This window comes from Acidimicrobiales bacterium, from assembly GCA_040219085.1.
Classification (GTDB): Bacteria; Actinomycetota; Acidimicrobiia; order Acidimicrobiales; family JAVJTC01; genus JAVJTC01.
This window is the reverse complement of record JAVJTC010000011.1, coordinates 28,904-54,422: the sequence shown is the minus strand read 5'-3', so window position 1 is coordinate 54,422 and position 25,519 is coordinate 28,904. Positions and strand designations below refer to the sequence as shown.

The 25,519-nt window shown below is 69.8% G+C and carries 23 protein-coding genes; 8 read left to right on the top strand and 15 right to left on the bottom strand.

Features of this window, described 5'->3' with window-relative positions; genetic code table 11:
- Window positions 1-34: 34 nt before the first annotated feature.
- The 3 genes from RIE08_05345 to RIE08_05335 form a co-directional block, all read right to left on the bottom strand.
- A complete protein-coding gene (locus tag RIE08_05345; GenBank protein ID MEQ8717017.1) occupies window positions 35-1,489 on the bottom strand; it encodes a DUF222 domain-containing protein in 1,455 nt (484 codons plus the stop codon).
- A gap of 89 nt (window positions 1,490-1,578) precedes the next feature.
- On the bottom strand, window positions 1,579-2,721 hold the full coding sequence (locus tag RIE08_05340) for a hypothetical protein (GenBank protein MEQ8717016.1): 1,143 nt from the start codon (window positions 2,719-2,721) through the stop codon (window positions 1,579-1,581).
- An 8-nt stretch (window positions 2,722-2,729) separates the two neighbouring features.
- Entirely contained in the window at window positions 2,730-5,252 is a 2,523-nt protein-coding gene (locus RIE08_05335) for a M1 family metallopeptidase (GenBank protein MEQ8717015.1), read from the bottom strand.
- Window positions 5,253-5,320: 68 nt separating this feature from the next.
- Here RIE08_05335 and RIE08_05330 point away from each other — a divergent pair, with 68 nt between their 5' ends.
- The 5 genes from RIE08_05330 (at window position 5,321) to RIE08_05310 (ending at window position 9,811) form a co-directional block, all read left to right on the top strand.
- The gene (locus tag RIE08_05330; protein MEQ8717014.1) at window positions 5,321-6,346 is read left to right on the top strand and encodes an adenosine kinase; all 1,026 of its coding nucleotides are present in this window, start codon (window positions 5,321-5,323) and stop codon (window positions 6,344-6,346) included.
- On the top strand, window positions 6,343-7,155 hold the full coding sequence (locus tag RIE08_05325; protein MEQ8717013.1) for a purine-nucleoside phosphorylase: 813 nt from the start codon (window positions 6,343-6,345) through the stop codon (window positions 7,153-7,155). Before RIE08_05330 ends, RIE08_05325 begins: the two co-directional genes overlap by 4 nt.
- Window positions 7,156-7,159: 4 nt before the next feature.
- Window positions 7,160-8,821 carry a phospho-sugar mutase gene (locus tag RIE08_05320; protein MEQ8717012.1) on the top strand — a complete coding sequence of 554 codons (1,662 nt, stop codon included), beginning with the start codon at window positions 7,160-7,162 and terminating at the stop codon, window positions 8,819-8,821.
- A 10-nt stretch (window positions 8,822-8,831) separates the two neighbouring features.
- A complete protein-coding gene (locus tag RIE08_05315) occupies window positions 8,832-9,515 on the top strand; it encodes a methyltransferase domain-containing protein (protein MEQ8717011.1) in 684 nt (227 codons plus the stop codon).
- A 113-nt stretch (window positions 9,516-9,628) separates the two neighbouring features.
- Complete coding sequence (locus RIE08_05310) at window positions 9,629-9,811, top strand: DUF3796 domain-containing protein (GenBank protein ID MEQ8717010.1); 183 nt, start codon at window positions 9,629-9,631, stop codon at window positions 9,809-9,811.
- Window positions 9,812-9,836: 25 nt separating this feature from the next.
- On the opposite strand, the gene upp is transcribed toward RIE08_05310, so the two are convergent.
- A complete protein-coding gene (upp, locus tag RIE08_05305) occupies window positions 9,837-10,460 on the bottom strand; it encodes a uracil phosphoribosyltransferase (protein MEQ8717009.1) in 624 nt (207 codons plus the stop codon).
- A 23-nt stretch (window positions 10,461-10,483) separates the two neighbouring features.
- Between upp and RIE08_05300 the strand changes: the two genes are divergently transcribed.
- A complete protein-coding gene (locus tag RIE08_05300; protein MEQ8717008.1) occupies window positions 10,484-11,176 on the top strand; it encodes a hypothetical protein in 693 nt (230 codons plus the stop codon).
- Between the two features lie 9 nt (window positions 11,177-11,185).
- Here the strand turns inward: RIE08_05300 and RIE08_05295 are convergent, their stop codons facing one another.
- A complete protein-coding gene (locus tag RIE08_05295) occupies window positions 11,186-13,117 on the bottom strand; it encodes a sigma-70 family RNA polymerase sigma factor (GenBank protein MEQ8717007.1) in 1,932 nt (643 codons plus the stop codon).
- Window positions 13,118-13,332: 215 nt separating this feature from the next.
- On the opposite strand from RIE08_05295, the gene RIE08_05290 reads away from it, so the two are divergent.
- Complete coding sequence (locus tag RIE08_05290; GenBank protein ID MEQ8717006.1) at window positions 13,333-14,721, top strand: hypothetical protein; 1,389 nt, start codon at window positions 13,333-13,335, stop codon at window positions 14,719-14,721.
- Between the two features lie 130 nt (window positions 14,722-14,851).
- Window positions 14,852-15,379, top strand: coding sequence for a methylated-DNA--[protein]-cysteine S-methyltransferase (locus tag RIE08_05285; protein MEQ8717005.1), 528 nt, complete (start codon window positions 14,852-14,854; stop codon window positions 15,377-15,379).
- Window positions 15,380-15,384: 5 nt separating this feature from the next.
- Here RIE08_05285 and RIE08_05280 read toward each other — a convergent pair whose 3' ends face one another.
- From RIE08_05280 to RIE08_05235, 10 genes are read right to left on the bottom strand one after another with little or no spacing between them, the layout of a single operon-like run.
- Complete coding sequence (locus tag RIE08_05280) at window positions 15,385-16,296, bottom strand: pseudouridine-5'-phosphate glycosidase (GenBank protein ID MEQ8717004.1); 912 nt, start codon at window positions 16,294-16,296, stop codon at window positions 15,385-15,387.
- A complete protein-coding gene (locus tag RIE08_05275; GenBank protein MEQ8717003.1) occupies window positions 16,283-17,149 on the bottom strand; it encodes a carbohydrate kinase family protein in 867 nt (288 codons plus the stop codon). The genes RIE08_05280 and RIE08_05275 overlap by 14 nt, the downstream gene beginning before the upstream one ends.
- A gap of 24 nt (window positions 17,150-17,173) precedes the next feature.
- Window positions 17,174-17,896 (bottom strand): HAD family hydrolase, encoded by a 723-nt coding sequence (locus tag RIE08_05270; GenBank protein MEQ8717002.1) that lies wholly within the window; start codon window positions 17,894-17,896, stop codon window positions 17,174-17,176.
- Entirely contained in the window at window positions 17,893-18,969 is a 1,077-nt protein-coding gene (locus RIE08_05265; protein ID MEQ8717001.1) for an adenosine deaminase, read from the bottom strand. The genes RIE08_05270 and RIE08_05265 overlap by 4 nt, the downstream gene beginning before the upstream one ends.
- Window positions 18,966-19,820: a phytanoyl-CoA dioxygenase family protein gene (locus tag RIE08_05260; protein MEQ8717000.1), complete on the bottom strand. Its 855-nt coding sequence runs from the start codon at window positions 19,818-19,820 to the stop codon at window positions 18,966-18,968. Before RIE08_05260 ends, RIE08_05265 begins: the two co-directional genes overlap by 4 nt.
- Window positions 19,817-21,103: a thymidine phosphorylase gene (locus tag RIE08_05255; GenBank protein ID MEQ8716999.1), complete on the bottom strand. Its 1,287-nt coding sequence runs from the start codon at window positions 21,101-21,103 to the stop codon at window positions 19,817-19,819. The genes RIE08_05260 and RIE08_05255 overlap by 4 nt, the downstream gene beginning before the upstream one ends.
- A 51-nt stretch (window positions 21,104-21,154) precedes the next feature.
- Window positions 21,155-21,553: a cytidine deaminase gene (locus RIE08_05250; protein ID MEQ8716998.1), complete on the bottom strand. Its 399-nt coding sequence runs from the start codon at window positions 21,551-21,553 to the stop codon at window positions 21,155-21,157.
- Entirely contained in the window at window positions 21,550-22,857 is a 1,308-nt protein-coding gene (locus RIE08_05245) for an ABC transporter permease (GenBank protein MEQ8716997.1), read from the bottom strand. Before RIE08_05245 ends, RIE08_05250 begins: the two co-directional genes overlap by 4 nt.
- On the bottom strand, window positions 22,854-23,984 hold the full coding sequence (locus RIE08_05240; GenBank protein ID MEQ8716996.1) for an ABC transporter permease: 1,131 nt from the start codon (window positions 23,982-23,984) through the stop codon (window positions 22,854-22,856). Before RIE08_05240 ends, RIE08_05245 begins: the two co-directional genes overlap by 4 nt.
- Window positions 23,981-25,504 carry an ABC transporter ATP-binding protein gene (locus tag RIE08_05235; protein ID MEQ8716995.1) on the bottom strand — a complete coding sequence of 508 codons (1,524 nt, stop codon included), beginning with the start codon at window positions 25,502-25,504 and terminating at the stop codon, window positions 23,981-23,983. Before RIE08_05235 ends, RIE08_05240 begins: the two co-directional genes overlap by 4 nt.
- Between the last annotated feature and the right edge of the window lie 15 nt (window positions 25,505-25,519).

Genomic DNA, 25,519 nt, shown 5'->3' with positions numbered 1-25,519 from the left:
CACGCTCCGATAGGGCTCAACGTCGGGTAGCGCCTCACGGGGGTATCTCGGTGCCGTCGGGTCTGGTGGTGTGCCAGTTGCCGCCGGCGTCCCGCCAGGTGCGGTATCCGTGGTTCTTCAGGCGGTTGTGGAAGCCGCACAGCGGGCCTGCGTTGTCGGGGTGGGTCTGGCCGCCGTGGCTGTGGGGTGTGAGGTGGTCGATCTCGCAGTGTGAGCCCCGCCGGTGACAGCCCGGCCAGGTACAGCCGATCTGGGTTGCCTTGATGGCTTCCCGCACTGCGCCGGTGAACAGTCTCACGGGGTGGCTGCGGTCCAGGGGTACGCCCCGGGCGTCGACGAGGAGCCTGCGGATGGTCCCGGTGAGCGACGCTGCTGCGGCTTCGCGTGGTTCGAGGGCGACGCCGTCGGTGGTCTGGCAGCGCATCTTGGCCGGCGGTGCGCTTTGGTCTCGTGCACCATCGTCTGGTGCGCCGCCCCTCGGCCGGCCGCCGCGGTGATGGTCCCCGTAGGCGATCTCGGCGGCATCGCGGGCGTCGATCGGTTCGCGCTCGCCGGTGTCGAGCCAATGGAGTGCACGTTCGTACGCAGCCGCATCGAAGACGATGGTGGTCTCGGTTGGCGTGCCCGGAGGTGCCTCGGGGGAGTTGGCGGCGGCACGGCACATGGCGACGAAGGCGTCACAGCGGCGCTGGGCAGCGGTGCGGGGGAGATGGTCCTCGCACGTCTCGTCCCCGTGTTCGGCCCGGGCGGCGTCCCAGTCTGCGAGGTACTCGAGGCGGATGAAGTTCTCGAGGACCTCGTCCACCGCGGCGCCCTGTAGAGCCGCGAAGCCACCCTCGAGGTGCCAGGAACCGTCCTGGTTGCGGACCAGGGTGACGTTGCGGCGTTCGTGGTTCACTTCGTTGGTGTCGCAGGTGCCGTCCTCGTCGACGAGACGTACCCACTGGGAGATGAAGGCGTCGAAGTCCTCGAAGGAGGTCATGTCCTTGGCCGCGGCCACGAAGACGTCCTCGCAATGGCCCATCTGATCCCGGACGCGGCGGTTGGCGTGGGCGACCCCGAGGCGGCGGGCATGACACGACCCGATCTCTCCGGTACGGAATCCGGCCGCGACGTCGGGCAGGTCCCGGGTCATGCGGGCGGTGCGGCGCCGTGCGCGCGCCTCGCCCACCGAGACCCGGGCACGGTGGGCGATCATCGTCGTGGCTGTCGCCTGTCCGTCGAGACGGAACAGCCGGTCCCGGTCCACCCGGGCGGTGACCTCGACTGCCAGTGCGTCCACCCGCCGGCGCAGCCGCTCCACCGTTGCGATCGATTCGACGACCGCCGCGCCCTCCATGGCGCCCAGGTGCTCGAACAGGTTGTCGATCACCGCGTTAGCGCGTTCGACCTCGCCGACGAACGCGGTCCCTCGCAGCCGCCGCCCGTCGTCCTCAGGCGACGCCTCTGAATCCGTTCCACCCAGAGACTCGAACAGGTGTTCGACCATGAATCCACACTAACCAGCCGCAGTGACAGCCACGATGGTCCACGAGTCGTCGCGCCACGTCGCCCTTCGACCCTTCGACCCTTCGACCCTCAGACCGGCCAGCGGTGGATGAAGCAGCGGTCCTCCAGCAGCCCCGGTGACCACCGGCGCCAGAACCCTCCCAGGGCACGACCGGTGCGTTCGGTCCACTCCATGCAGTCCCGGCCCGTCACACGCCGCACCACCTGGCGGACCCCGGCCGTCGTGACCTCATAGCCGCACCACACGCCCGGGTAGTCCTTGGGGGAGCCCACCTCCACGACGGGGATCGCCCCGCGCATGTGACGGCGGTGGCGGTGGGTGTGCCCCGTCGTGACGAAGACCGCGGGGTTGACCCGGGCGAGGTCGTCGAGAAGCGGGACAGCCTCGCGGGCCCGCACGCCGCGGGGGAACGGGATCGTCGTCGGGGACGGCTCGAGGTCGTGGTGCACGAAGACCATCACGGGCACGTCCACGTCGGCCGCGGCGACGAGATCAGCGTGCAGGTGGGCGACGCTGCCGTCGTGGCGGCCGTGTACAGCGGTGTCGGCCATCACGAGCCGGAGGCCATCCAGGTCCCGGATCCGCACCGGCGCCTCCAGCTCAACGCCGAGCCGTGCGAGGCCCTCGGGGGTCGGGAGCACCGATGGCTTGGACAGGACCTCGTGGTTCCCGAGGCACACGTCGAGCGGAACCGGCAGGTCACCGAAGATCCGCTCGGCGGCATCCCACTCCTCGTGCAGGCCCCTTTGGACGAGGTCCCCCTTGATGACCAGCCGCTCGGCGCCCCACTCCAGCGCCGCAGCCACCGCCGAACGGGCACACCGGTTGGCGGAGACCTCGGCACCCGCCGGGACCCGCTCGCGCATGATCCCCGCGGCGGAGAACCAGGAACAGCCGAGGTGGACGTCGTTGAGGGTCGCGAACCGCGTCAGCGGTTCGCCGGGAAGCGACGGCAGCGTGGCGGTCGTGCCCGCGTAGATCTCAGTGCCGCCATGGCGGACCGACACGGGCAGGCGCCGACCCGCCGGGAGCCCCTCGAGGACGACGCCGCCGGGGCCGCCGTCCCAGTCGACTTCGCTGCAGCGCTCGCCCACCGCAACGACGATCTCCCCGGCGTCGAGTGACGCCCAGCAGACCTGCGCCGTCGTCGACTCGACTGCGAAGACGCCGATCGGAGCAGGTCGCCGGCCGCGCCGATCGCCGCGCCGCACGGGACAGCTCAGCCGAAGGCCGCGATCAGCCGCGGTGTCTCGCGGCGGCGCAGCTCGACGTTGATGGCCAGCTTCTCGCGGTGCTGGGCGACCGTCAGGGCGCCGGAGGAGACCGGATGGGACTCGACGAACGCGTCGACCTCGGCGGCCAGGTCCGGTGCGGACAGGCTGCGGATGCCCTCGAGCATCCGGGGTATCGAGTTGTCCGGGAAGGCGGTGGTGATCGTGTCCCAATGGGCGACCACATGACGCCAGGCCACCTCGCCGAGCTCGCGATGGCCGAGCATGCGGCCCAGCAGGTACGGGGCGTCCTGGGTGCGGACCGTGCCGTCCGTCGCCATCGTGAGAGCGCGGTCGAATGCAGCGGGATCACCGAACAGCCCGAGTGAGAACAGGAAGCGGTTCTCCTCCTGAGGGGTCGGCGCGCTCCGCCAACGCTGCACGAACCGCTCGAAGGTCGCCAGGTCACCGTGGTCGGCGGCGATCGTCGTGGCCGCAGCCGCGAGGCTCGGGTGGACGTCAGGGTCGTCGACGGCCCCGACGGCCCATTCGACGAGCGTCCCGTCGGCGCCGACCGTGCCGAGCGTGCGGATCAGTGAGGCGCGCAGCTCGTGGCGTCGTGCGCTGTCATCGGCCGCGCCGCTGCGGCCGATCCGCTCGAGGGCGGGGCCGACGAGTTCGCGCACACGCCTGGAGAAGCCCGGCAGGGCCTCGTCGGGAGCGACGTGGTGGATCGCGCCGAGTCCCCCGGTCAGCCGCTGCCACACCGACACGTCGTCCTCGGCCGCGAAGGAGCCCACCAGGTCGCAGAACCAGGTGGCCTCGCGGTCCCCGGCGACGACCGACGCCCAGCCGTCGTCCACGAGGCCGTAGCGCTCCAGCGGATGGAGATCCGCGAGCGCCCCCAGAAGGGCCGTGTACGCGGTGTCGTCGTAGGCGACCCGGTAGAAGCCGTCGCCCTGACGGTTGCCGACCACCCAGTCGGCGTCGCCGACGTCCACCGTCGTGTCGTCCTCCAACAGGACCCGGACCGTCTCGCGGGCGGCCCCCCGGCCCACGGTCATCGTCACCGGGACCGGCCAGCGGGTCTCGTCGGTGCCGCGGTAGAGGAACCTGCGCTGGCTCAGTGAGACGGTCGAGGCGTCCGGGCGGGACAGCGAGATCACGGGGTGGCCGCCCTGGAAGATCCAGTTGTCCATGATGCGACGCACCGGCTCGCCGGTGGTCTCCTCGAGGGCGTCCCACAGGTCGGTGTTCTCGGTGTTCCCGTAGGAGTGCTTCGTGAGGTAGTGGCGGATGCCGGTGCGGAAGCGCCCGGCGCCGAGGTACTGCTCGAGCATCCGCACGACCGACGCGCCCTTCTCGTAGGTCAAGATGTCGTACATGCCCTCGGCCTCGGCCGGGCTGCCCACCTCGAACTCGATCGCACGGGTCGTGGTCAGCGCGTCGACGTCGAACGCGGCCGCGCGGTCGTGGCCGAAGGTGACCCACTTGAGCCACTCCGGCCGGTACGCGTCGGTGGTCGAGGTCTCCATGAACGTCGCGAACGCCTCCTTGAGCCATACGCCGTTCCACCAGCGCATCGTCACGAGGTCGCCGAACCACATGTGGGCGAGCTCGTGGGCGATGACGTCGACGGCCCGCTCCTGTTCGGGCTGGGTCGCAACGTCGGGGTCCACGAGCAGCAGCCGTTCACGGAACGTGACGCAGCCGAAGTTCTCCATCGCTCCGAAGGCGAAGTCGGGGATGGCGAGGAGGTCGATCTTGTCGCCGGGATAGACGATGTCGAAGTATTCGGTGAGCCAGCGCAGCGCGAACGCGCCGGCGTCGAGGGCGAAACCCGTCAGGTGGGCCTTGCCCGGCGGGTGCACCACGCGCAGGGGGATGCCGTCGACGTCGACGGGAGCGGTGACCTCGAGCGGACCGACCACCCAGGCGAGCAGGTAGGTGGACAGCAGCGGCGTGGTGGCGAAGGTGGTCTCGGCCCTTCCGTCGTCGAGGATGCGACGCCCCGTCTCGCCCATGCAGCTGACGGCGAGCAGGTCCGCGTCGGCGACGAGCGTCACGTCGAAAGTGGCCTTGAGGTCCGGTTCGTCCCAGCACGGGAAGGAGCGGCGGGCGCTCGTCGACTCGAACTGGGTGGTGGCGAGAACGCGTTCGGCGCCGGATTCGTCGGTGAAGGTGGACCGGTAGAAGCCCCGGAGCTTGTCGTTGAGCACACCACGGAACGAAACATGGACGATCGCATGGCCCGCGGCCAACAACTCCGGGAACACGAACGTAGCCCGCTCGGTCTCAGCGTCGAGCTCCACGACAGCCGACGCCCTCGTCCCGTCGTCGTTCTCGAGCTCCACGCCGTCGATCTCCAGCTCCGCCGCGTTGACGACGATGAGGTCGGTGTCGTCGAGGATCTCGACGTCGATGACGGCCGAACCGACGAACGTGGCGGCGGAGAGATCCGGTTCGAGGCGCAGCGCGTAGTGCGACGGCGTCACGGTCCGGGGCAGGCGGTGGGGCGAGTCGGCTGTCACGGACGGCAGGTTACCGGTGCGGTGTGGTCGCCGAGGTCGGCGCTGCGGCGGCCGAAACGGTAGGTTCGGTGGCCGTGACCGGACACCGCTACGACGTCGTCGGCATCGGCAATGCGATCGTCGACGTGATCAGCAGGGAGTCCGAGGACTTCATCACCACCTGGGGCCTGACGAAGGGGGCGATGACCCTCGTCGACGCGGACCGCTCGGCCGAGCTCTACAGTCACATGGCTCCCGCCATCGAGACGTCCGGTGGGTCCGCCGCCAACACGATGGCCGGCATCGCCAGCTTCGGCCGTCGGGCGGCCTACATCGGCAAGGTGCGCGACGACCAGCTCGGCGCGGTGTTCCGTCACGACATCCGCGCCACCGGCGTCGCCTTCGATGTGGCGGCGGGCACCGAAGGGCTGCCGACGGCCCGCTGTCTCATCGTCGTCACCCCGGACGCGGCCCGCACGATGAACACCCACCTCGGTATCTCCCAGCACCTCGACCCCACAGACATCGACGAGGAACTCGTCGCCACGTCGAAGGTCCTGTACTGCGAGGGCTACATCTGGGACATCCCACGCACGAAAGAGGCGATCCGTCACGCGATCGATGTCGCCCACGGTGAGGGCAACGCCGTGTCCTTCACCCTCTCGGACACCTTCTGCGTCGAGCGGCATCTGCCCGAGTGGCACGAACTCCTCGACGGGCCGATCGACATCCTGTTCGGCAACGAGGCCGAGTTCTGCGTCCTGACGGGAACCGACGACCCGGCCGAGGCCCTCGAGAAGGTGCGCGGCCGCTGCGACATCGTGGCGATGACCCGCGGCGCGCGCGGCTCGGTGATCATCACGACCGACGAGACCATCGACATCGAGGCGGCGGAGATCGACGGCGTCGTCGACACGACCGGTGCCGGGGACATGTACGCGGCCGGCTTCCTCGCCGGTTGGACTGCCGGTGAGCCGCTGAAGCGCTGCGGCGAACTCGCGTCGCTCGCCGCCGCCGAGGTGATCGGACACCTCGGTGCCCGTCCCGCGACGCCACTCGATCAACTCGCCCGTGATCACCTCGGTGTGGCCGTGGCGGTGGGGAGGACCCGATGACCGAACCGTTCCAGCTCGCCTCCGAGGCAGCCGACGTCCTCGTCGACCGCCTCGGCCCCGGCCACGTCGCAGGCATCGTCCTGGGTTCGGGCTGGGGTGACGCGCTCGACGAGATCGGTACCGTCGTCGACGAGTTGGCCACCACCGATCTGCCGGGCTTCCCCGCGCCGACCGTCCCCGGCCACCACGGCCGGATCGTCTCGGCGTCGGCCGGCGATCGCCGGGTGTACGTGCTCCAGGGTCGGGTGCACCTGTACGAGGGGCATGCGCCGGCCGTCGCCGTGCACGGCGTGCGGACCATGGCCGCCGCCGGGATCAGCACGGTCGTGCTCACCAACGCGGCCGGTTCGATCAACCCGGACTTCGGCGTGGGCACACCCGTCGTCCTCTCGGACCACATCAACCTGACCGGCACCTCACCGCTCGTCGGGCCGATGCCGCCCGCACCGCACGATTTCCGGTTCGTCGATCTCATCGACGCCTACTCCCCGCGGCTGCGGGCGCTCGCCACGGCGGCGGACCCCGGCGTGGGCGAAGGTGTCTACGCGGGTCTGCTCGGGCCGAACTTCGAGACGCCGGCGGAGATCGCGATGTTGCGGACCATGGGCGCCGACCTCGTCGGCATGTCGACGGTTCTCGAGTGCATCGCCGCCCGTCACGTCGGCCTCGAGGTGATGGGCATGTCCCTGGTGACCAATCTCGCCGCCGGACTGTCCGACTCCCTCGACCACGAGGAGGTCCTCGCCGCGGGACAGGCCGCCGGTGGCCGGGTCGGGGCCATCCTGCGGGCCGTGATCGACGGGCTCTAGACCGGTGGATCGGGAACTGTTCGCCGCCGCCGGGGACTGGATGGCGGTCGACCCGGATCCCGACACCCGTGCCGAGGTGGAGGCGCTCATCGCCGCCGGGGACGAAGCGGGGCTCGCCGACCGCTTCGGCGACCGGCTGACCTTCGGAACGGCCGGGCTGCGTGGCGAGGTCGCCGCAGGACCGAACCGGATGAACCGGGTGGTGGTCCGCCAGGCGGCGGGGGCGCTCGGACGCCGCCTGCCCGCCGCGTCGCTGGTGGTGATCGGGTTCGACGCCCGGCACAAGTCCGACGTCTTCGCCACGGACACCGCCGAGGTCCTCGCCGCCCAGGGGCACCGTGCGCAGATTCTGCCCGGACCGCTGCCCACACCCGTCCTCGCCCACGCGGTGCTCGCCTGTGGCGCGGCGGCCGGCGTGATGGTGACGGCGAGTCACAACCCGCCCGCCGACAACGGCTACAAGGTCTACTGGGGCGACGGCGCTCAGATAGTCCCGCCCGTCGACGCCGAGATCGAGGCGGAGATCCTCGCCGGAGGTCTTCCACCGCTCGAGACGGGCCCTCCTGCCGACGGTGGTGGGATCGAGCGCGTCGGTGACCAGGCGATTGCCGGCTATGTGGAGGCCATCGCCGGAGCTCTCCCCGGTCCGGCGGTCGAGGACCTGGTCGTCGCCTACACGCCGCTGCACGGCGTGGGCGAGGCCACGCTGCGAAGGGTGTTCGTCGCGACCGGACTGGACGACCCCCGTCCGACTCCGAGCCAGGCCCGGCCGGACCCCGACTTCCCGACGGTCTCGTTTCCGAATCCTGAGGAGCCCGGGGCGATGGACGCCGTGATGGCCGCCGCTGACGAGGCGGGCGCGCACCTCGTCGTGGCGAACGATCCCGATGCCGACCGGCTGGCGGTCGCAGTGCAGACCCCCGATGGTTGGCGGGCTCTGCGGGGTGACGAGATCGGCACCCTGCTCGCCCACCACCTGTTGTCGGGACTCTCCGCCCTCGACCGTGACCGGTGGGCGGTGGCCACCACCCTGGTCTCCTCGTCGCTGCTGTCGAAGCTGGCCGCTGCGGCCGGGGTGACCTATGTCGAGACCCTGACGGGGTTCAAGTGGATCGCCCGCGCCGGTGACGCCTCGGGCCGTCGTCTCCTGTTCGGCTACGAGGAGGCGCTCGGGTACGCCGTGTCCGACGTCGTTAGGGACAAGGACGGGATATCGGCAGCGGTCGTCTTCGTGCGCCTCGCTGCGGCGCTGCACGCAGAGGGACGCTCCCCGCTCGACCTGCTCGACGACATCTACCGGGATCACGGCGTCCACCTGACCGGTCAGGCGACGCTGCGGTTCGCCGACATCGACATCGCCCGGGACAAGATCGCGGGTTACAGGGCCGATCCGCCGGCAGAGATCGCCGGCGTCGCTGTTGATCGTCGCGTCGACCACCTCAGCGATCCACCGGAGGGGATGATCCCCGCGGACGCCATCGTCGTGTGGCTCGCCGATGGAACGAGGGTGGCGGTGCGACCGTCGGGCACCGAGCCGAAGCTCAAGACCTACATCGAAGTCGTCGTCGCGGTCGCCGACGGTGACCTGGCGGCCGCGCACTCGGTGGCACAGTCGCGACTCGATGCCGTGGCGGCTGCGATGAAGCAGCGCTTCGGCGGTCACTAGCCTCGTCGCCGTGACACAACCACGGACCCACGCCGATGTCCTCGCCGAGACCGTCGAGTTCGCCGGCAGGCGCGTCGCGGACGTCGGCTGCGGTGCCGGCGAGCTCGTCCGGTGGCTCCGGGAGCGCGGAGCGGACGTCGTCGGGGTGGAGTGCGGAGAGATCATGCGGGGGCGGGCGCTCGAGGCCGACCCCGATCACCGCGACGACTACGTCGACGGCGTCGGCCAGGACCTACCCCTCGGGGACGACTCCTGTGACGTCGTCATCTACTCGTATTCGCTGCACCACGTCCCGGCGCAGGACATGGACGCTGCCCTCGCCGAGGTTCGGCGCGTGCTGAGACCGGGCGGCACGCTCTATGTGGTCGAACCCGTAGCCGCCGGTCCCCTTCACGAAGTCGTGAAGATCATCGACGACGAGACCGAGGTCCGCAGCCTCGCCCAGGCGGCGCTCGACCGAGCGGTCGACAGCGGGTTCGAGGCCGTTGCGGACTTCCGCTACACGAGTGAGACCCGTATGGCCGATGCCGCGGCGTTCGCCCACGTCGTGGTGGGCGTCAGCCCGAACCGGGCCGAGCGGTTGGCCGAGCATCGCGACGAGTTCGATCGCCGGTTCGTCGAGTACGGGCGCCCGGTCGACGACGGATGGGCGTTCGAGATGGAGAACCACGTACGCGTCCTGCGTCGCGCCTGAGTAGCGCCGCCGGCTCCCGGCGTGGGCTCACGGCCGACGGTCGGTTCGGGAACTGTGCGGTTTCACGACTTCGGGCCCTGCTCGGCGGATGCCGGGACTTCTAGGGTGGAAGCATGGCTCGGATCGTGGATCACCTCAGACCCGGCTCCGGCGAACCCCGGTCGCTGGGTTGGCTCGGCTTCCTGGGGTTTCTCGGCGTCACGGGTTTCACGACGAGCCCCTGGTTCTTCGCCTTCTTCTCCTTCTTCGCGTTCTTCCGCTACTTCCTGCCCAGGCGCACAGAACACCGCCTCTGACAAGAAGATCGCGGGCGCCGCCGGCTCAGTTCAGGCCGAATTGGCGGTCGCCGGCGTCGCCGAGGCCGGGGACGATGAAGGCCTTGTCGTTCAGGTGACTGTCGATCGACGCCGTGAAGATGGACATCGCCAGGCCGTCGTCACGTACCGCGTCGAGTCCTTCGGGCGCGACGAGACAGCACACCACGGTGATCGCTCCGCAGTTGGAGTCGTCGAGGAGGTGACAGGTGTGGAGCAGGGACCCTCCGGTGGCCAGCATCGGATCGAGAACCAGCACGCGCCGACCCTCGAGATCGTGCGGGACGGTGTTCACGTACGCGTGGGGCATGTGGGTGATCTCGTCGCGCTTCTGGCCGATGAAGCCGACTCGGGCGTTGGGAAGGCACGACAGCGCGCCGTCGAGCATGCCGAGGCCCGCCCGCAGGATCGGCACGATGATCGGCGGCTCGTTGACCTGGACGCCCTTGGCCGGGGCGAGCGGTGTGTCGATCTCGATGGTCGCCACCGGCATCGAGCGGACCGCCTCGTAGACGAGGAACGCCGACAGTTCGTCGAGGTTGCGCCGGAACTCGGGTCGCTTGGTGTCCTTCTTGCGCAGGCGCGTGAGGCGTTCGCGCACGAGCGGATGGTCGATCACGTTCACATCCATGGGCCCGAGGCTACTGTCCGACCGTGAGTGACGCCCCGGCCGGCCCGGCTCCCCGTGATGAGTCCCGCGCCCGCCCCTTCGTCCTCGGCGTCGACCTGGACGGCGTGTGCTGTGACCACACGGTGGCCTTCCGACGGATCGTGGCGCTCGAACGTGGTGTGCCGGAGGCCTCGCTCCCGCTCGAGCGGTCGTGGGGATTCGAGGAGTGGGGTCTCGACGACGAGACCTTCACGGAGCTGAACCGACTGGCTGTCGTCGAGCACCGGATGTTGCGCGACGCGCCGGTGATGGAAGGGGCGTCCGACGTCCTGTGGCGCCTGTCCGACGCAGGCGTCTGGATCCGGATCATCACCCACCGCCTCTATTCCAACTGGGGCCACGCGACCGCTGCCGGTGACACCGCCCACTGGCTCGACCAGGCACGCATCCCCTACCGCGACCTGTGCTTCGTCGGCGGCAAGACGGCCGTCGATGCCGATGCGTACATCGAGGACGCTCCCCACAACGTCGCGGCGATCAGGGCCCAGGGGCGCACAGTCATCGTCTTCGATCAGCCCTACAACCGTGAACTGCCCGGACCCCGGGCACGGAACTGGGCGGAGGTCTCCGAGATGGTCACCGAGCTCGTCGCTGCCCACAACGGTGGGGTGCAGACCCAGCTCCCGGGCATCGACGCCGGGGCCGATCGCCTCGACCGTCGTCTCGGGCAGGGTTGAGCCCCCACCTCAGCAGGGGAGTACCACCACCGGGACGCTCGCCGTGCCGACGTTGCTGCGGGCGTCGACCGCCCGGACCGAGATCGTTGAACCGGCGACGCCCGGCGTGACCGTGCCGGAGTAGTTCGGATAGGTGCCCGACATGGGTCCCGCCAACACGCCGTTGACGAAGATCCCCGGCGGAAGTGGTCCGGGGTTCTCGTCGCTCACCGTGGCGACGATGGCAGCCGGAGCGCTGGCACAGATGGTCGACGTCACGGGGTTCACGCCGGCGGTCACGATCGGTGGCTCCTCCAGCGTGCCGACGACGTTCGCCGTGGCGGTGGTGCCCTGGGCGACCACCGCGAGCACCGCCGCATGGGTGCCCTCGGCCAGCCCGGCGGGATTCCCGGAGATGCTCAGCGTGGCCGTCTGGCCGGGGGGGAGCACGCCCGATGTCGGTGCCACGTTGTACGCCCCGGCCGAGAGGCCATCGATTCCGGCTGCCCATGTCGCCACGGCGGTCCCGTCGTTGAAGAGGGTGACGGTCCTCGGCGTCGTCGAGATCGGGTTGAAGGTCACCGTCGCAGTCGACAGGTTCAGAACGGCGCCGCCGGGGGTGGCCGTCGGGGTCGCCGTGGCGGTCGGGCGCGGCGTGGGGGTGGGCGTGGGGGTGGGCGTGGGTGCCGCGGTGGGCGTGGGGGTGGCCGTCGGGGTGGGTGCCGCAGTCGGCGCGGGTGTCGTGGTCGCTGTCGGAGTCGCCGCGACCGTGGGCTCCTCGGTGGGCTCTTCGGTCGGTTCCTCGGTGGGTGTGGTCGTCGGGGTGGGTGTGGGGGTCGGCGTCGGCTCGTCGGTGGGTGTCGGCGTCGCCGTCGGAGTCGGTGTGGTCGGGGCCACCTCCGTCGGTGTCGGAGTGGGCGCTCCGGAGACCGTGGTGTCGTCGCCGCCGTCGTCGCCGGCCGTCAACAGCAGGAACCCGACCACGATGACGACGATGCTGGCGGCGATGGCCAGCCAGTGCACCGGCCGGCCCGGAAGTGCCGACCCGGAGCGCTTGCGCGGGCGACGGGCCCGGCCACCGCCACCGGACTGAGCCAGCAGCGCAGCTGCGATCTCGAGGTCCGACATCGGCTCTCCGCCGCCCGCTGCCAGGCCACCGGACGTCCCGGTGCCGGCGCTGCTCCCGCCACCGGCGGCGGACAGGGCGCCGGCCAGCACCCGGTCCCGAAGGAATGCGGGGGCCGGGACGACGAGAACGGCGGGCATGAGCTGCCACGGGAGGGCCACCGTGCCGCGGGTGTTCTCACAGATCTCGCAGCCGTTGACGTGGCGGGTGACCCGCGAACGCGTGTCGACGTCGAAACGGCCGTCCCAGTCTGCGAGCAGGGCGGCCAGATCGTCGCAGTCGTCGCGGCCGAGCCGTGCGACGAGGAGGGTGCCGAGGGCCTTGCCCATCCGGTCCCGCATCCGCGACGTGAGGACGTGCAGGTGCGACGGCTCGACCTCGAGGACCTCGGCCATCTCGTCGGTGTCCATGTTCTCGCGCAACTGCAGATCGAGCAGTTCGCGGTCCCGGTCCGTGAGCGATTCCGCCGCGGCCCAGACGATCTCGCGGAGTTCGTGGCGTGCGATTCCGGTCGACGGATCAGCCACGTCGGCCTCTTCGGACGCAAGGAGGTCGTCGTCGAGCACGACCCGCGACCGGGCACGGCCCCGATTGGTGATCTCGTTGCGCGCGATCGAGTACAGCCAGGGCCGCAGCCGCTCGGGATCTCTGAGCTGTCCGAGCCTGTCGAACGCCTTGAGGAACGTGTCCTGGGTGGCGTCGGCTGCGTCCGCATCGCTTCGCAGGGACTGCATGCAATACGAGTGGATGCGGTCGGCGTAGGTGTCGTAGAGCTCGCCGAACGCGTCGGCGTCCCCGGCGCGTACCCGGTCCACCAGCGCTGCGTCGTTGCTCATCGAGGTCCTCCCGCATGCCAGTGAGACGGCGTAGCGGCGCACCCATTACACCCCAACGGAGGGGAGTTCTCCCAGGCAGGACCTTCTCGGGCGGACGGCGAAGGGGAGATCGGGAAATTTCCGGATGTGGGGTGTAAGGACCGTCGGGGGAGCCCGTCTCAGTGGTGTCCGAACGGACGAACGACCACCGGAAACCACACGAAGAGGTAAGTGAGATGACGAACCCCACGATCCAGATGCCCCACCCGGCCGACGCCTTCGCAGAGATGGACGCGGCCGTCACCCGCCGGCGCTACATGGCGGCCGCCGCTGTCGTCGCCGTGCTGGCCGTTCTCGGCGCCGTCGTCGGTTTCGCACTGTCGGCAGGCGGGGCGGACTCGCTGTTGGACGAAACCGACGACACGACCTCGACCGACGGCTCGGCCGACGGCGGTGACCCGGGGACCCTCGAGGTCGGCACCTCCGATGGCGACGACACCGACGACGACGACGGTCCCGCAGCGGGGGACGACGAGACCGACGCCGACGACGAGGACGGCCCCGATGCCGGCGACGTGGACGACGAGGACTCCGCCGCTGGCACCGACGACGGCACCGATGACACGGCCGACGGTGGGGACTCCTCATCTGGTGGTGCAGCCGTGCCGCCGGCCCCTGCGCCCGATCCGACGCCTGCGCCGACGCCCGATCCCACCCCGGTGCCGCCGGTTGTGGCTCCGGCTGAGCTCGTGGTCGCTCCGACGGTTCCCCTGGGAGCGCTCACCACCGGCAGCTTCGACATCACCAACGCCGGCGAGGCGGACCTCACCATCGGATTCGGTGTCGTCGACCCCGAACTCGAGATCACCGGTGACACGGCCACGGCGCTGCCCGGCGGCGCCACCCGGAGCTTCGACGTTTCGGTCGACACCTCGGGCTTCGGGCCCGGACCGTGGAGCATCGGCTTCGACGTCCTCACCAACGGCGGTGACGCGAACGTCGACGTGACCGGGACCAAGTTCGTCCTCGTTCCGCTCGGGCCTGTTCTGACCGGCCCCGAGGTCCTCGACTTCGGCAACTCGGGTCAGGCGACGCTGACCGTGGAGAACATCGGCACGGAGACCGTGCAGGTGCCGGTCCTGTTCCCACTGCCGGGCAATCCCGTCACCGTTCTGGGTGCGCCGGCCTCCATCGCCCCCGGTGAGACCTACGACTTCACGGTCAAGGTCGACCGGTCGGACTTCGAGTTCGGCGAGTGGACCAGGAGCCTGACCATCCCGAACAACGGCGAGAACCTCCAGGTCGACCTCGTCGGGGTCAAGGAGTTCATCATCATCCCGATCGACCTGGACGTCGAGCCCGCAGCCTTCGTCCAGGCTCCGGTCGAGTCCGGCACGGCCGTCATCCCGATCGGCAACGCAGAGGGTGGACCCGTCGAGGTGGACGTCACCTACGGTCCCGGCACCTGGGGCCCGGCGACCCAGTTGGTTCCCGCAGGCGGCGGCGTCCTCGTCGTCCACTTCCCGGCGCAGGATCTGCCTCCGGGAGTGATCCAGATGCGCACCGTCACCATCGAGTGGTTCGGTGGCTCCCAGCAGGTGATGATCACGACGATCGGCACCTGAGCCTCCCCGGGTCGTTCCCCGGTGGTCGGGGCGGGTTCCCTGCGGGGGACCCGCCCCGTTGCGCGTCCCGGGCCCGCTGTCGTGTCGGATTCCGCCGGTGCGCCGGCCAGGCCCGAACTAGCGTGGCGGGATGGACGATGCAGTAGGCACCCGCGTGGCCGTGCGAACCCCACCTCTGATCCGTGGCGGCGATGTCACGACCGTCCGGACGCCTGCGGGACCGCTGAGCATCGCATGGGACGGGGAGGCCGTCGTCGCGGCGGGGTTCACGACGGACCTCGACCGCCTCGACGTCCCGGACGGGCCGACCGAACCCGTACCGGACACCGTCCTGGACGCGGTCGGCCGCTACTTCGCGGGTGACGTGACCGCCATGGACGAGGTGCCCGTGTCTCAGCGGGGGACCCCCGTGCAGGAGGAGGTCTGGCGGGCGTTGCGCTCCATCGCACCGGGGACCGTCATGAGCTACGGCGACGTGGCCCGTGCCATCGGTCGTCCCCGCGCCGCCCGTGCGGTGGGTTCGGCGTGTGGATCGAACCATGTCGCCCTCTTCGTGCCCTGTCACCGGGTCGTCCGCTCGGACGGAACTCTCGGCGGGTACGGCTGGGGGCTCGACGTGAAAGAGGTGCTCCTGGGCGTCGAGGCCACCGCTGGCTGACGACGTCAGTCGGTGAGGGGCGGCGCAGTCGCGATCAGGGTCGCGAGGCGGGCGTTCGACTCGACGAGAGCGACGTTCGCGGGCAGCGTCGCTCCGCCGGTCGCCGCGGCCACCCGGGCGAGCACCAGAGGTGTCACGGCGCCTCCCCTGACCCCTTCCTCTTCGGCCTCGGCGAGGGCTTCGGCGATGGCCGCGTCGACGACCTCTGCGGTCAGCGCGTCGGCCTCCGGACAAGGGTTGGCGACGAGAACCCCTGTGGTCGCGTGCGCGGCGATGGCCGCTGCGGCCGCGGGATCGTCCACGCGGTGCGAGAGGGGGACGCCCGAGGATCGCACCCAGAACGCAGGGAAGTGGTCGGTGCCGAATCCGATGACGGGCACGCCGAGGGTCTCGAGCACTTCGAGCGTGCGGGGCAGGTCGAGGAACGACTTGGCGCCCGCCGACACGCAACAGACGCGGTGTCGGGCAAGGGCGCCGAGGTCTGCGCTCACGTCGCCGGTGTCGTCGACATCGCGGTGCACCCCGCCGATCCCGCCGGTGGCGAAGACCCTGATTCCGGCCCGGGCGGCGATCGCGAGCGACGCGGAGACCGTGGTGACACCCACAGGCCAGTCGAGTCCGACGGCCACGGGAAGGTCGCGTTCGGCGACCTTGGCGTCGGCGGCGAGGATCCGCTCGTGGTCGGCCACTTCGACTCCCACCCGGACGGTCCCGTCCACGACGGCAGTGACAGCGGGGGTCGCCCCGCTGGCACGGATCACCGACAGGGACCGGTCCAGCGCCTCGGCGTTGTGCGGCGCCGGCAGACCTAGCAGCGAGTAGACCGTCGACTCGAGAGCGACGACGGGGCGGCGCTCCGCGAGCGCGTCGGCGACTTCTTCGGAGAAGCGCACTGCGTCCAGGTCACCGTGGCGCACGGGATGTCTCCTGTCGGTGGAGGTGGGCGGCGGCGGCGGCGTGCCCCGATCGTGTGGCGTCGAGGGCGTCCGCGCCGTTGAGAAAGGCCACGGACCAACCCGCGACGAAGGCGTCGCCGGCTCCCGTGGAGTCCGTGACGTGCTCGACGACGAGCGGCGGCACGCCGGTCGAGTCGACGCCCCTGTGCACCATCGCCGGGGCGTCGCCGCGGTGTACGACCACCGTGCCCGCGAGTTCGCGGACCGGTTGGACCGTCGCAACCAGCTGAGCCTCGTCCTCGTTGCAGTGGACGACCGTCGGTGCGACGGCGGCGAGGCGGGTGAGGAACTCGTCCACGCCGAGCGTGGCGACGGCGCCTGCGGAGGCGATGTCGACGATCACGGGGATACCCGCGGCCAGAGCGCTCGCTGCAAGTGCGGTGACCGTCTCGCGTTCCGGGTCGGCGAGGAACGAGTAGCCCGTCAGGGCGAGGGCGTCGGCTTCGTCGAGGAGGCCGGCGGGCAGCTCCGCCAACTCGGAGGCGGAGGCACGGTCGTTGAGCATCGTCCGCTCACCGCTGTCGTCGACCAGCACGACGATCGTGCCCGTCCGTCCGCCCCGGCTGAGTCTCGGCTCGACATCCGCGGCACGGAGAGCGTCTTCGAGCGCGCGTCCGTCGGCGTCGTCACCGACGTTTGCGACGAAGCGGACGTGGGCACCGAGGCCTGCCGCGGCGACCGCGAAGTTGGCGGCCGCTCCACCGCGACGGTGTGTGATGCGGGCTCGGGTGTCGGTCCCGAGCGCGATCGGGCCGCCCAGCTCGACGACGATGTCGGTCATCAGGTCCCCGACGGCGACCACCGTGGGGGTCATCGCGTCGGTGTCATCGAGCGCAGCTCACAGCGCCCCGTCGGCCATCTGTGCGAGCACGGTCGGGAGTGCGGCGAAATCGTCCAGCTCCACGTAGCCGTTCGCGTGGGCCGCCCGGGTCTGCGCATCGACCGTCTCGAGCTCCCACGTGTACTGCGCGGCGACGTGGATCGCGCGGCCGCCGATGGCAACCACCGGCACGATGTCGGAGCGCATCGAGTTGCCGACCATGACGAAGGTGGCCGGATCGATGTCATGCGCGTCCAGAACTCGCCTGTAGGTGTCGGTGTTCTTCTCAGCGACGATCTCGACCACGTCGAAGTGGTCAGCGAGTCCTGAACCGGCGAACTTGGCCTCCTGGTTCAACAGGTCGCCCTTGGTGATGAGCACGAGCCGGTACTCCGAGGCGAGTGTGGGCACGGTCTCGGCCACCCCCGGCAGCAGCTCGACGGGGTGGTTGAGGATCCATTTGCCCCATTCGACGATCTCGTGGATCTCCCTCGCCGGGACGCGGCTGTCGGTGAGAGTGATGGCGGTCTCGATCATCGACAGCGTGAAGGCCTTCACGCCGTAGCCGAAGATCTCGAGGTTGGAGCGCTCCACGTCGGCGAGAGCGGCATCGACGTCGAGGTCCGGTCCGCAGTACCTGGTCACGAGCTCACGCAACCGGTCGTGTACCGCGGCGAACATGACCTCGTTCTCCCAGAGGGTGTCATCGGCGTCGAGCGCCACCACATCGACGGCGGTCACCGTGCGGCGAGCAGTTCGGCGTAGCCGGGCTTGATGACGTCGTCGATGAGAGCGAGGCGTTCGTCGAAGGGGATGAAGGCGCTCTTCATCGCGTTGATCGTCATCCACCGAAGGCGGGACCAGTCCCAGCCGAACGCCTCGGCGCACGTCGCGAACTCCTGAGACATCGTCGTGGCGCTCATCAGGCGGTTGTCGGTGTTCATGGTCACGCGGAATCGGAGGTCGGTGAGCATCTTGATGGGATGCTCGGCGATCGACGCCGCGGCCCCGGTGTGCACGTTGGAGGTGGGACACAGCTCCAGGGGGATGCGGAGGTCACGGATGTAGGCGGCCAGTGGTCCGAGGACCGGTTCCCCGTCGTCGCCGGTGGTGATGTCGTCGACGATGCGTACACCGTGGCCGAGGCGCTCCGCGCCGCAGTACTGGACGGCTTCCCAGATCGACGGTGGGCCGTAGGCCTCTCCGGCGTGGATGGTGATGTGGAAGTTCTCGCGGTGGATGTACTGGAAGGCGTCGAGGTGACGGGTGGGCGGGTTGCCCGCCTCGGCGCCGGCGATGTCGAAACCGACGACGCCACGGTCACGCCAGCGGACCGCGAGCTCGGCGATCTCGAGTGAACGGGCCGCCGTCCGCATGGCTGTCAGGAGGGTGCCGATGCGGATTCCCCGGCCGGCGGAGCCTTCGGCGAACCCGGCGGTGACGGCCTCCACGACGGCGTCGAGGGACAGCCCGGCCTCCACATGGAGCTCCGGGGCGAAGCGGACCTCGGCGTAGACGACGCCGTCGGCGGCGAGATCCTCGGCGCACTCGCGAGCCACCCGGGCGAGCGCCTCGGGGCTCTGCATGACCCCGACGGTGTGGGCGAAGGTCTCGAGGTACAGGGTGAGGTCCAGGCGATGTGCGCCGCGCACCATCCAGGCGGCGAGTTCGTCCACGTCGGCCGTAGGCAGACCCCGGTAGCCGGTCTGGTCGGCGAGTTCGATGACGGTGGCCGGCCGCACGCCACCGTCGAGGTGGTCGTGGAGCAGTACCTTCGGCGCAGAGCGGATCTCGGTCAGTGTGGGTGTGGTCATGCCGCCACCGTGAAGTACGGCCGTAGGGGCAGGGTGTCGTCCCGCCGGAGCCAGTTGTCCGCGGGGTACTCGGCGGTCGCGTCGATCACGTGCAGCGTGTAGGCGTGGCGGGACCGTTCGGAGCGGTTCGGCTCGCTGCGGTGGGGGAGGGTGCCGTCGAGGACCACCAGCGTGCCCCGGGGCGCCTCCAGCGGGACGAAGCCCTCGGTCGGGTACGGCTCGGGGTCCAGGACCTCGGTCGTGGTGCCGTTGCCGACACGACGGAACCGGGTGCGGGCTCCGAGGCGGTGGCCGCCAGGGAGGGCCCACAGGCAGCCGTTGTCGACCGTCGCGTCGTCGATCGCGAACCACAGGCCCACGACGGACTGCGGTTCGGTCCACAGGAACGTGTGATCACAGTGAGCGATGACCTCTCCGCCGGTGCCGGCCGCCTTGCAGATGTACATGGACTGCAGGGCGGTGGGTTCGGTGAAGCCGAGCGACGCGAGCACATCGGCGAGGTCGGGCGTGTAGGAGAAGGCCTCGAACACCGGATCCCGGTCGTGCATCGCGTGGCCGATCTTGTTGACCGCCCGGTCCTTGGGAACGCTGAGGCGGCCGTCGGCGAATACCCCGTCTTCGAGGAAGCAGCGGATCTCACCGCCGGAGGTGAGAAAGTACTGCTCCTGGGCGTGGGTCTGATCGGTCGTGGAGAACACGGCCGCCGGAACGGTCGTCGGATCGAAGGCGTCGATGATCTCGAGGGCCCGATGCCGCAGTGTCTCGCACCTCTCGGCTGACACGAAGTCCGGGAGCACGACGAAGCCGTCGCGCTCGTAGTCGGCGAGCCGGGTGGCGTCGAGGCCGCTCATCGGCCTATCCGCCCGAGTACGAGCTTGCGGCTGCCGCCGTCGCCGTTCGTCGTGTCGATGTCGTAGGCCTCGTCGAGGGTGTCAACGGCGACGGGGATTCGGCTCTCGTCGTCGGCGTGCAGGGTGAACAGGGGTTGCCCGGCCTCGACCGTGTCGCCTGGCACGGCGTGCCAGAGGACCCCGGCGGCGGCCGCGACCGGATCCTCCTTGCGGGCGCGGCCGGCACCGAGTCGCCATGCGGCGAGCCCGACGTCGAGCGCGTCCAGGCGGGTCAGGGTCCCGGTGTGGGGAGCGACGATCGTCTCGGTCTCACGCGGCTCGGGGAGCGGCGCGTCGGAGTCGCCGCCCTGGGCGGTGATCATGGTGTGCCAGGCGTCCATGGCCCGACCGTCTGCGAGGGCATCAGCCGGGTCGACGTCGTCGATCCCAGCGAGCGACAACATCTCACGCGCCAGGGCGAGGGTGATCTCCACGAGGTCGGCGGGGCCGCCACCGGCGAGCGTCTCGACGGATTCGGCCACTTCGACGGCGTTGCCGGCGCTGCGTCCCAGCGGCGTCGACATGTCGGTGAGCAGGGCGGTCGTGCGCACGCCGGAGTTCCAGCCGAGTGCCACCATGGTCTCGGCCAACTCGGTGGCGTCCTCGAGGGTCTTCATGAACGCGCCGGTACCGACCTTGACATCGAGCACGAGTGACTCGGTCCCCTCGGCGATCTTCTTCGACATGATCGAACTCGCGATGAGCGGGATGGATTCCACGGTCCCGGTGACGTCGCGCAGGGCGTACATCCGGCGATCGGCGGGCGCGAGACCCGACCCGGCCGCGCAGATGACCGCGCCCACATCGCGCAGGACACGGATCATCTCGTCGTTGGACAGAGCGGCCTTCCAGCCGGGGATCGCCTCGAGCTTGTCGAGGGTTCCGCCGGTGTGACCGAGACCGCGCCCCGAAAGCTGGGGGACCGCTGCGCCGCATGCCGCGACGAGCGGGGCGAGGACGAGCGACACCTTGTCGCCGACGCCGCCGGTGGAGTGCTTGTCGACCGTGGGTCGGTCGAGCGAGGAGAGGTCCAGCCGTTCGCCGGAGTCGATCATGCGGGCCGTCCAACGGGCGAGCTCGTCGGGCTCCATGCCGTTGAACAGGATCGCCATCAACAGCGCGGAGGCCTGCTCGTCGGGGAGGGTCTCGTCGGTGAAACCCTCGATGAACCAGTCGATCTGGTCATCGGTCAGGCGCCCGCCGTCGCGCTTGGCGACGATGAGGTCGACCATCGCGTGTGTCATCGGCGGGCTCCCGGTCGGGCGGCTGGTCTCCGGAGGATACGCCCGGCGGGACTACTCGGGCAGGTCGTCCGGGCCGAACGCACCGGGAAGTAGTTGGCCGACCGTGTCCGTCTCGTTGACGACGAGTTCGGCGCCGCCGTGTTCGAACAGGAGCTGGCGGCACCGGCCACACGGCGTCAGGGGCTGGCCGTCACCGTCGGTGACGGCCAGCGCCACCAGACGTCCGCCCCCGGTGGCGTGGAGTTGGGAGACGATGCCGCACTCGGCGCACAGCGTCAGGCCGAACGACGCGTTCTCGACGTTGCAGCCTGTGATGATGCGTCCGTCGTCGACCACCGCGGCCGCGCCGACCGTGAGGCCCGAGTAGCCGGCGTAGGCGCGGGCCGCCGCGGCGTCCGCCTTCGCTGTCAGAGCGGGCCAGTCGATACCGGGGACGGCGCGCTCGGTCACTGGTCGCCCTTGCGGTACTCCAGGCCGTTCGCGGCAGGCATCCGTAGGCGTTTGGCGTAGAAGACGAGCACCACCAACACGGCGATGTTGGGGATCACCGGTGCGAGCTGCTTCGGGACGCTGTCGGTCGAGAGGTACCAGATCAGGAAGCCGACTGACGCGACTGCCAGCATCATCGCCGGCCGGTGGCGTCGGCGCCACAGCATCCACAGCATCCCGGCCGCCAGGCCGAGGCACAGGACCAGCAGCAGAGCGTGCTGGGCGGGGCGGTCACGCAACTGGAGGACGTCGGTGAAGCCGAACAGGACGCCTCCCAGCATGGTTCCCACGGGGCGCCAGTTGCCGAAGATCATCGTCGCCAGGCCGATGAAGCCGCGCCCGTTGACCTGGTTCTCCTTGTAGATACCCGTCAGCTCGGTGACGAGGTAGGCACCGCCGAAACCCGCCAGAGCGCCCGAGATGACGCAGCTGTAGTACTTGTACTTGTACACGTTCACGCCCAGTGAGTCCGCAGCGATCGGGTGCTCACCAGCGCTGCGGAGCCGCAGACCGAAGGCGGTCCGCCACAAGATGAACACGGTGAGCGGTACCAGGGCGAACGCCACGATCGTGAGCAGCGAGAGGTTGGCTGTGAAACCGCGTGCGATTCCGGCAGCCGTCGACACGAAGAACCAGTCCCAGCTCTCGATGCGCCCGAGGATGTCAGGTCCGTCGAGACCTCCCGAGAGGAGTGGGATGTCGATCCTGCGCGCGGCGTCGACGCTCGGGGACTGGCTGATCGAGCCACCGTCGTAGTCCGAGAAGATCTCGCCGGCGAGGAAGCGCGTGACGCCGGGGGCCATCAGGTTGATCGCGACGCCGGAGATGATGTGATTCACGCCGAAGCCGACGGTGGCGACGCCGTGGATGAGGCCGAACACGGCGCCGCCGAAGGCGCCCAGCACAGCTCCCCACCAGGGGCCGAACTCGAGTGCGCCGTAGGCCCCGCACCACGTCCCGATGACGAGCATCCCCTCGAGACCGATGTTGATGGTTCCCGAACGCTCCGCCCACACCCCACCGAGGCCGGCCATGAGGATCGGCACGGAGTAGCCGAGCGCCGTGGACCACGTGCCGCTGGACGCGAGTTCGCTGGTGGTCGGGGAGGCGATCTCTTCGGTGATCGCGATGAGCAGGACGCCGAGACCGGCGAAGAGCATCCACGTCATCGGCTTCGACAGCGTGAGGCCACGGCCGGGCGGCGTCGGCTCCTCGGGCGATGCGGGAACGGAGTCGGTCGGTGGCGGGGGACTGGTGATGGTCATGCTCCCAGCCCCTCGGGAATCGGCTCGCCCTGCTTCTTTGCGAGTGCAATGGCCGCTCGACGGGTTTCGTCCGCCTCCCGGCGACGCCTCACGACCTCGTAGACGATGACGGCGGCGAGAACGATGATCCCCTGCATGATCGCGATGATCTCCGGTGGCGCCCCTGCCTCGAACTGCAGCGACGCGCCGGTCGAGTCGAGAAAGGCGAAGATGAGCGCCGCGACCATGATTCCGCCGGGGTGGTTGCGTCCCAGCAGTGCGACGCCCAGTCCGAGGAAGCCGAGGCCCTTCGTGAACTGGAGTCCGTAGGCGTAGTCGACGCCCAGGATCTCGGGGAGGCCGATGAGGCCGGCGACGGCGCCCGACAGCACCATCGCCTGGATGACCATCCGGGATTCGGCGGCCCCACTGACCTCGGCGGCGAGCGGATTCATACCCGAGGCCCTCAGGTCGTACCCGGCGGTGGTCCGGTTGACGTAGAGGTGGAAGAGGACGCCGACGATCGCCGCGACGATCACGAAGCCGAGGACACTGCGTCCTGCGCCGATGTCACGGGTGAACCACTCGACGAACCTGTTGAGCTCGGGGAAACGACCCGACTCGGGGATGGTCTTGGTCTCGGTGTTGAGCGACGCGTCGGGTTCGTCCCACCGCGGGAGTAGGTAGGCCACGACGAAGCCGACGCCGATGGCGTTCAACATGATCGTGGAGATCACGATGTGGACGTTGCGGGTGACGGCGAGGATCGCCGGGATGAGCGCCCACACGGCGCCCGAGGCCATTGCGACGAGGATGATCACGAGGAGATGGAGGGGAGCCGGAAGGTCGATCTCGGCGCCGGTCTTGGCAGCCAGTAGCCCGGCGACGATGTACTGGCCCTCGACGCCGATGTTGAAGATGTTCATCCGGAAGCCGATGGCGGCGGCGACCCCGGCGATGTACAGCGGCGTGGCCCGGTTGACGATGTCGACCATGACCTCGAGGCGCGTGGCGGCCTCGAACATCGTCGAGTAGGCGGTCCAGGGGTTGTTGCCCGAGACGGCGAGGATGACCGCTGCGATCCCGAAGCCGATCACGAGCGACGCGGCCGGCGCCGCGGCGGTGTAGCCGATCCGTCGCAGGATCATGCCGCCCCCTCCACGGTCGCGCCGGTCATGTGAGCGCCGAGGTCCCGCGGCGTCACCGTGTCCGGGTCCAGTTCGGCGACGAGACTCCCACGCAGGATGACCAGGAGTCTGTCCGAGAGCCCGATGAGCTCGTCGAGGTCCGCCGAGACGAGCAGCGTCGCCAGTCCCTCGGCCCGGGCGTCCCGGAGCAACTCCCACACCGTGGCCTGGGCTCCGACATCGATGCCCCGGGTCGGGTGTGCCGCGATCAGGAGTTTGGGCTTGCGGACCATCTCGCGGCCGATGATCAGCTTCTGCTGGTTGCCACCCGAGAGCGCATGGGCCGGGACGTCGGCACCGGGTGTGCGCACGTCGTAGCTGGCGATGACCTCGTCGGTCGCCTCGTGCGCGGCCTTCGGATCCAACCAGAAGCCGTGGCGGGCGTAAGGCTCGGCGCCCTGGTACCCGAGCATCGTGTTCTCCCACAGCGGCGCCTCGAGGAGAAGGCCCCGACGGTGGCGGTCTTCGGGGATGTAGCCGATCCCGGCTTCGCGACGGCGCCGGACGTTCCAGTCGGCCATGTCCTCGCCGCCGAGCTCGATCACCCCGGAGGTGACCGGGCGCAGGCCCAGAAGGGCATCGACGAGTTCGCCCTGGCCGTTCCCCTCGACACCGGCGATGCCGACGATCTCACCCGCGTGGATGGTCATCTCGACATCGTGGACGACGGCGCGGCCGTCCTCGTTCGCAACAGTCAGGTCATGCACCGACAAGACGACCTGATCGGTGACCGTCGACTCGCGGGTCTGGGGGGAGGGGAGCTCGGAGCCGACCATCATCTCGGCCAGATCCCCGGCGGTGACGTCACCGGGCTTCACGGTCCCGACGGTCTTCCCCCTCCGGATGACCGTGATGGAGTCGGATATCTCGAGGACCTCGTCGAGTTTGTGGTCGATGAACAAGATGGTGTGGTCGTCGGCTTTGAGCTCCCGCATGTTGCGGAAGAGCTCCTCGACCTCCTGGGGGACCAGAACGGCTGTGGGCTCGTCGAGGATGAGGATCTTCGCGCCGCGGAACAGGACCTTGATGATCTCGACCCGTTGACGTTCGCCCACCTCGAGGGATTCGACGAGATCGTCGGGGGCGACGTCGAGCCCGTAGTTCTCCGACAGTTGCGCGAGCTTCGCGCGCGCCCCGTCGAAGTCGATCGTCCCGTGACGTCCCGGCTCTGCGCCGAGGATCACGTTCTCGAGCACGGTGAGCTGATCGGCGAGCATGAAGTGCTGGTGGACCATGCCGATGCCGGCGGCGATGGCGTCCTTGGGGTTCTTGAAGTGCACCTCGGCGCCGTCGATGAGCATCCTGCCCTCGTCGGGCGGTTGCATCCCGTAGAGGATCTTCATCAGCGTCGACTTGCCGGCGCCGTTCTCGCCGCAGATGGCGTGGATCTCGCCGGGGGCGACCCGCAGGTTCACGTGATCGTTGGCGATGACGCCGGGGAACCTCTTGGTGATGTTCTCGAGAACGATCTTGTCCGTCATCACCGGCCCGTCGGG

Bases quoted from the DNA above. Each gene is read 5' to 3' on its own strand.
- RIE08_05240 (MEQ8716996.1), bottom strand. From the start codon at position 23,984: ATGATCCTGCGACGGATCGGCTACACCGCCGCGGCGCCGGCCGCGTCG.
- RIE08_05285 (MEQ8717005.1), top strand. From the start codon at position 14,852: ATGGACGATGCAGTAGGCACCCGCGTGGCCGTGCGAACCCCACCTCTG.
- RIE08_05345 (MEQ8717017.1), bottom strand. From the start codon at position 1,489: ATGGTCGAACACCTGTTCGAGTCTCTGGGTGGAACGGATTCAGAGGCG.
- RIE08_05295 (MEQ8717007.1), bottom strand. From the start codon at position 13,117: ATGAGCAACGACGCAGCGCTGGTGGACCGGGTACGCGCCGGGGACGCC.
- RIE08_05275 (MEQ8717003.1), bottom strand. From the start codon at position 17,149: ATGACCCCCACGGTGGTCGCCGTCGGGGACCTGATGACCGACATCGTC.
- RIE08_05265 (MEQ8717001.1), bottom strand. From the start codon at position 18,969: ATGACCACACCCACACTGACCGAGATCCGCTCTGCGCCGAAGGTACTG.
- RIE08_05245 (MEQ8716997.1), bottom strand. From the start codon at position 22,857: ATGACCATCACCAGTCCCCCGCCACCGACCGACTCCGTTCCCGCATCG.
- RIE08_05290 (MEQ8717006.1), top strand. From the start codon at position 13,333: ATGACGAACCCCACGATCCAGATGCCCCACCCGGCCGACGCCTTCGCA.
- RIE08_05310 (MEQ8717010.1), top strand. From the start codon at position 9,629: ATGGCTCGGATCGTGGATCACCTCAGACCCGGCTCCGGCGAACCCCGG.
- RIE08_05255 (MEQ8716999.1), bottom strand. From the start codon at position 21,103: ATGACACACGCGATGGTCGACCTCATCGTCGCCAAGCGCGACGGCGGG.
- RIE08_05325 (MEQ8717013.1), top strand. From the start codon at position 6,343: ATGACCGAACCGTTCCAGCTCGCCTCCGAGGCAGCCGACGTCCTCGTC.
- upp (MEQ8717009.1), bottom strand. From the start codon at position 10,460: ATGGATGTGAACGTGATCGACCATCCGCTCGTGCGCGAACGCCTCACG.
- RIE08_05260 (MEQ8717000.1), bottom strand. From the start codon at position 19,820: ATGAGCGGCCTCGACGCCACCCGGCTCGCCGACTACGAGCGCGACGGC.
- RIE08_05235 (MEQ8716995.1), bottom strand. From the start codon at position 25,504: ATGACGGACAAGATCGTTCTCGAGAACATCACCAAGAGGTTCCCCGGC.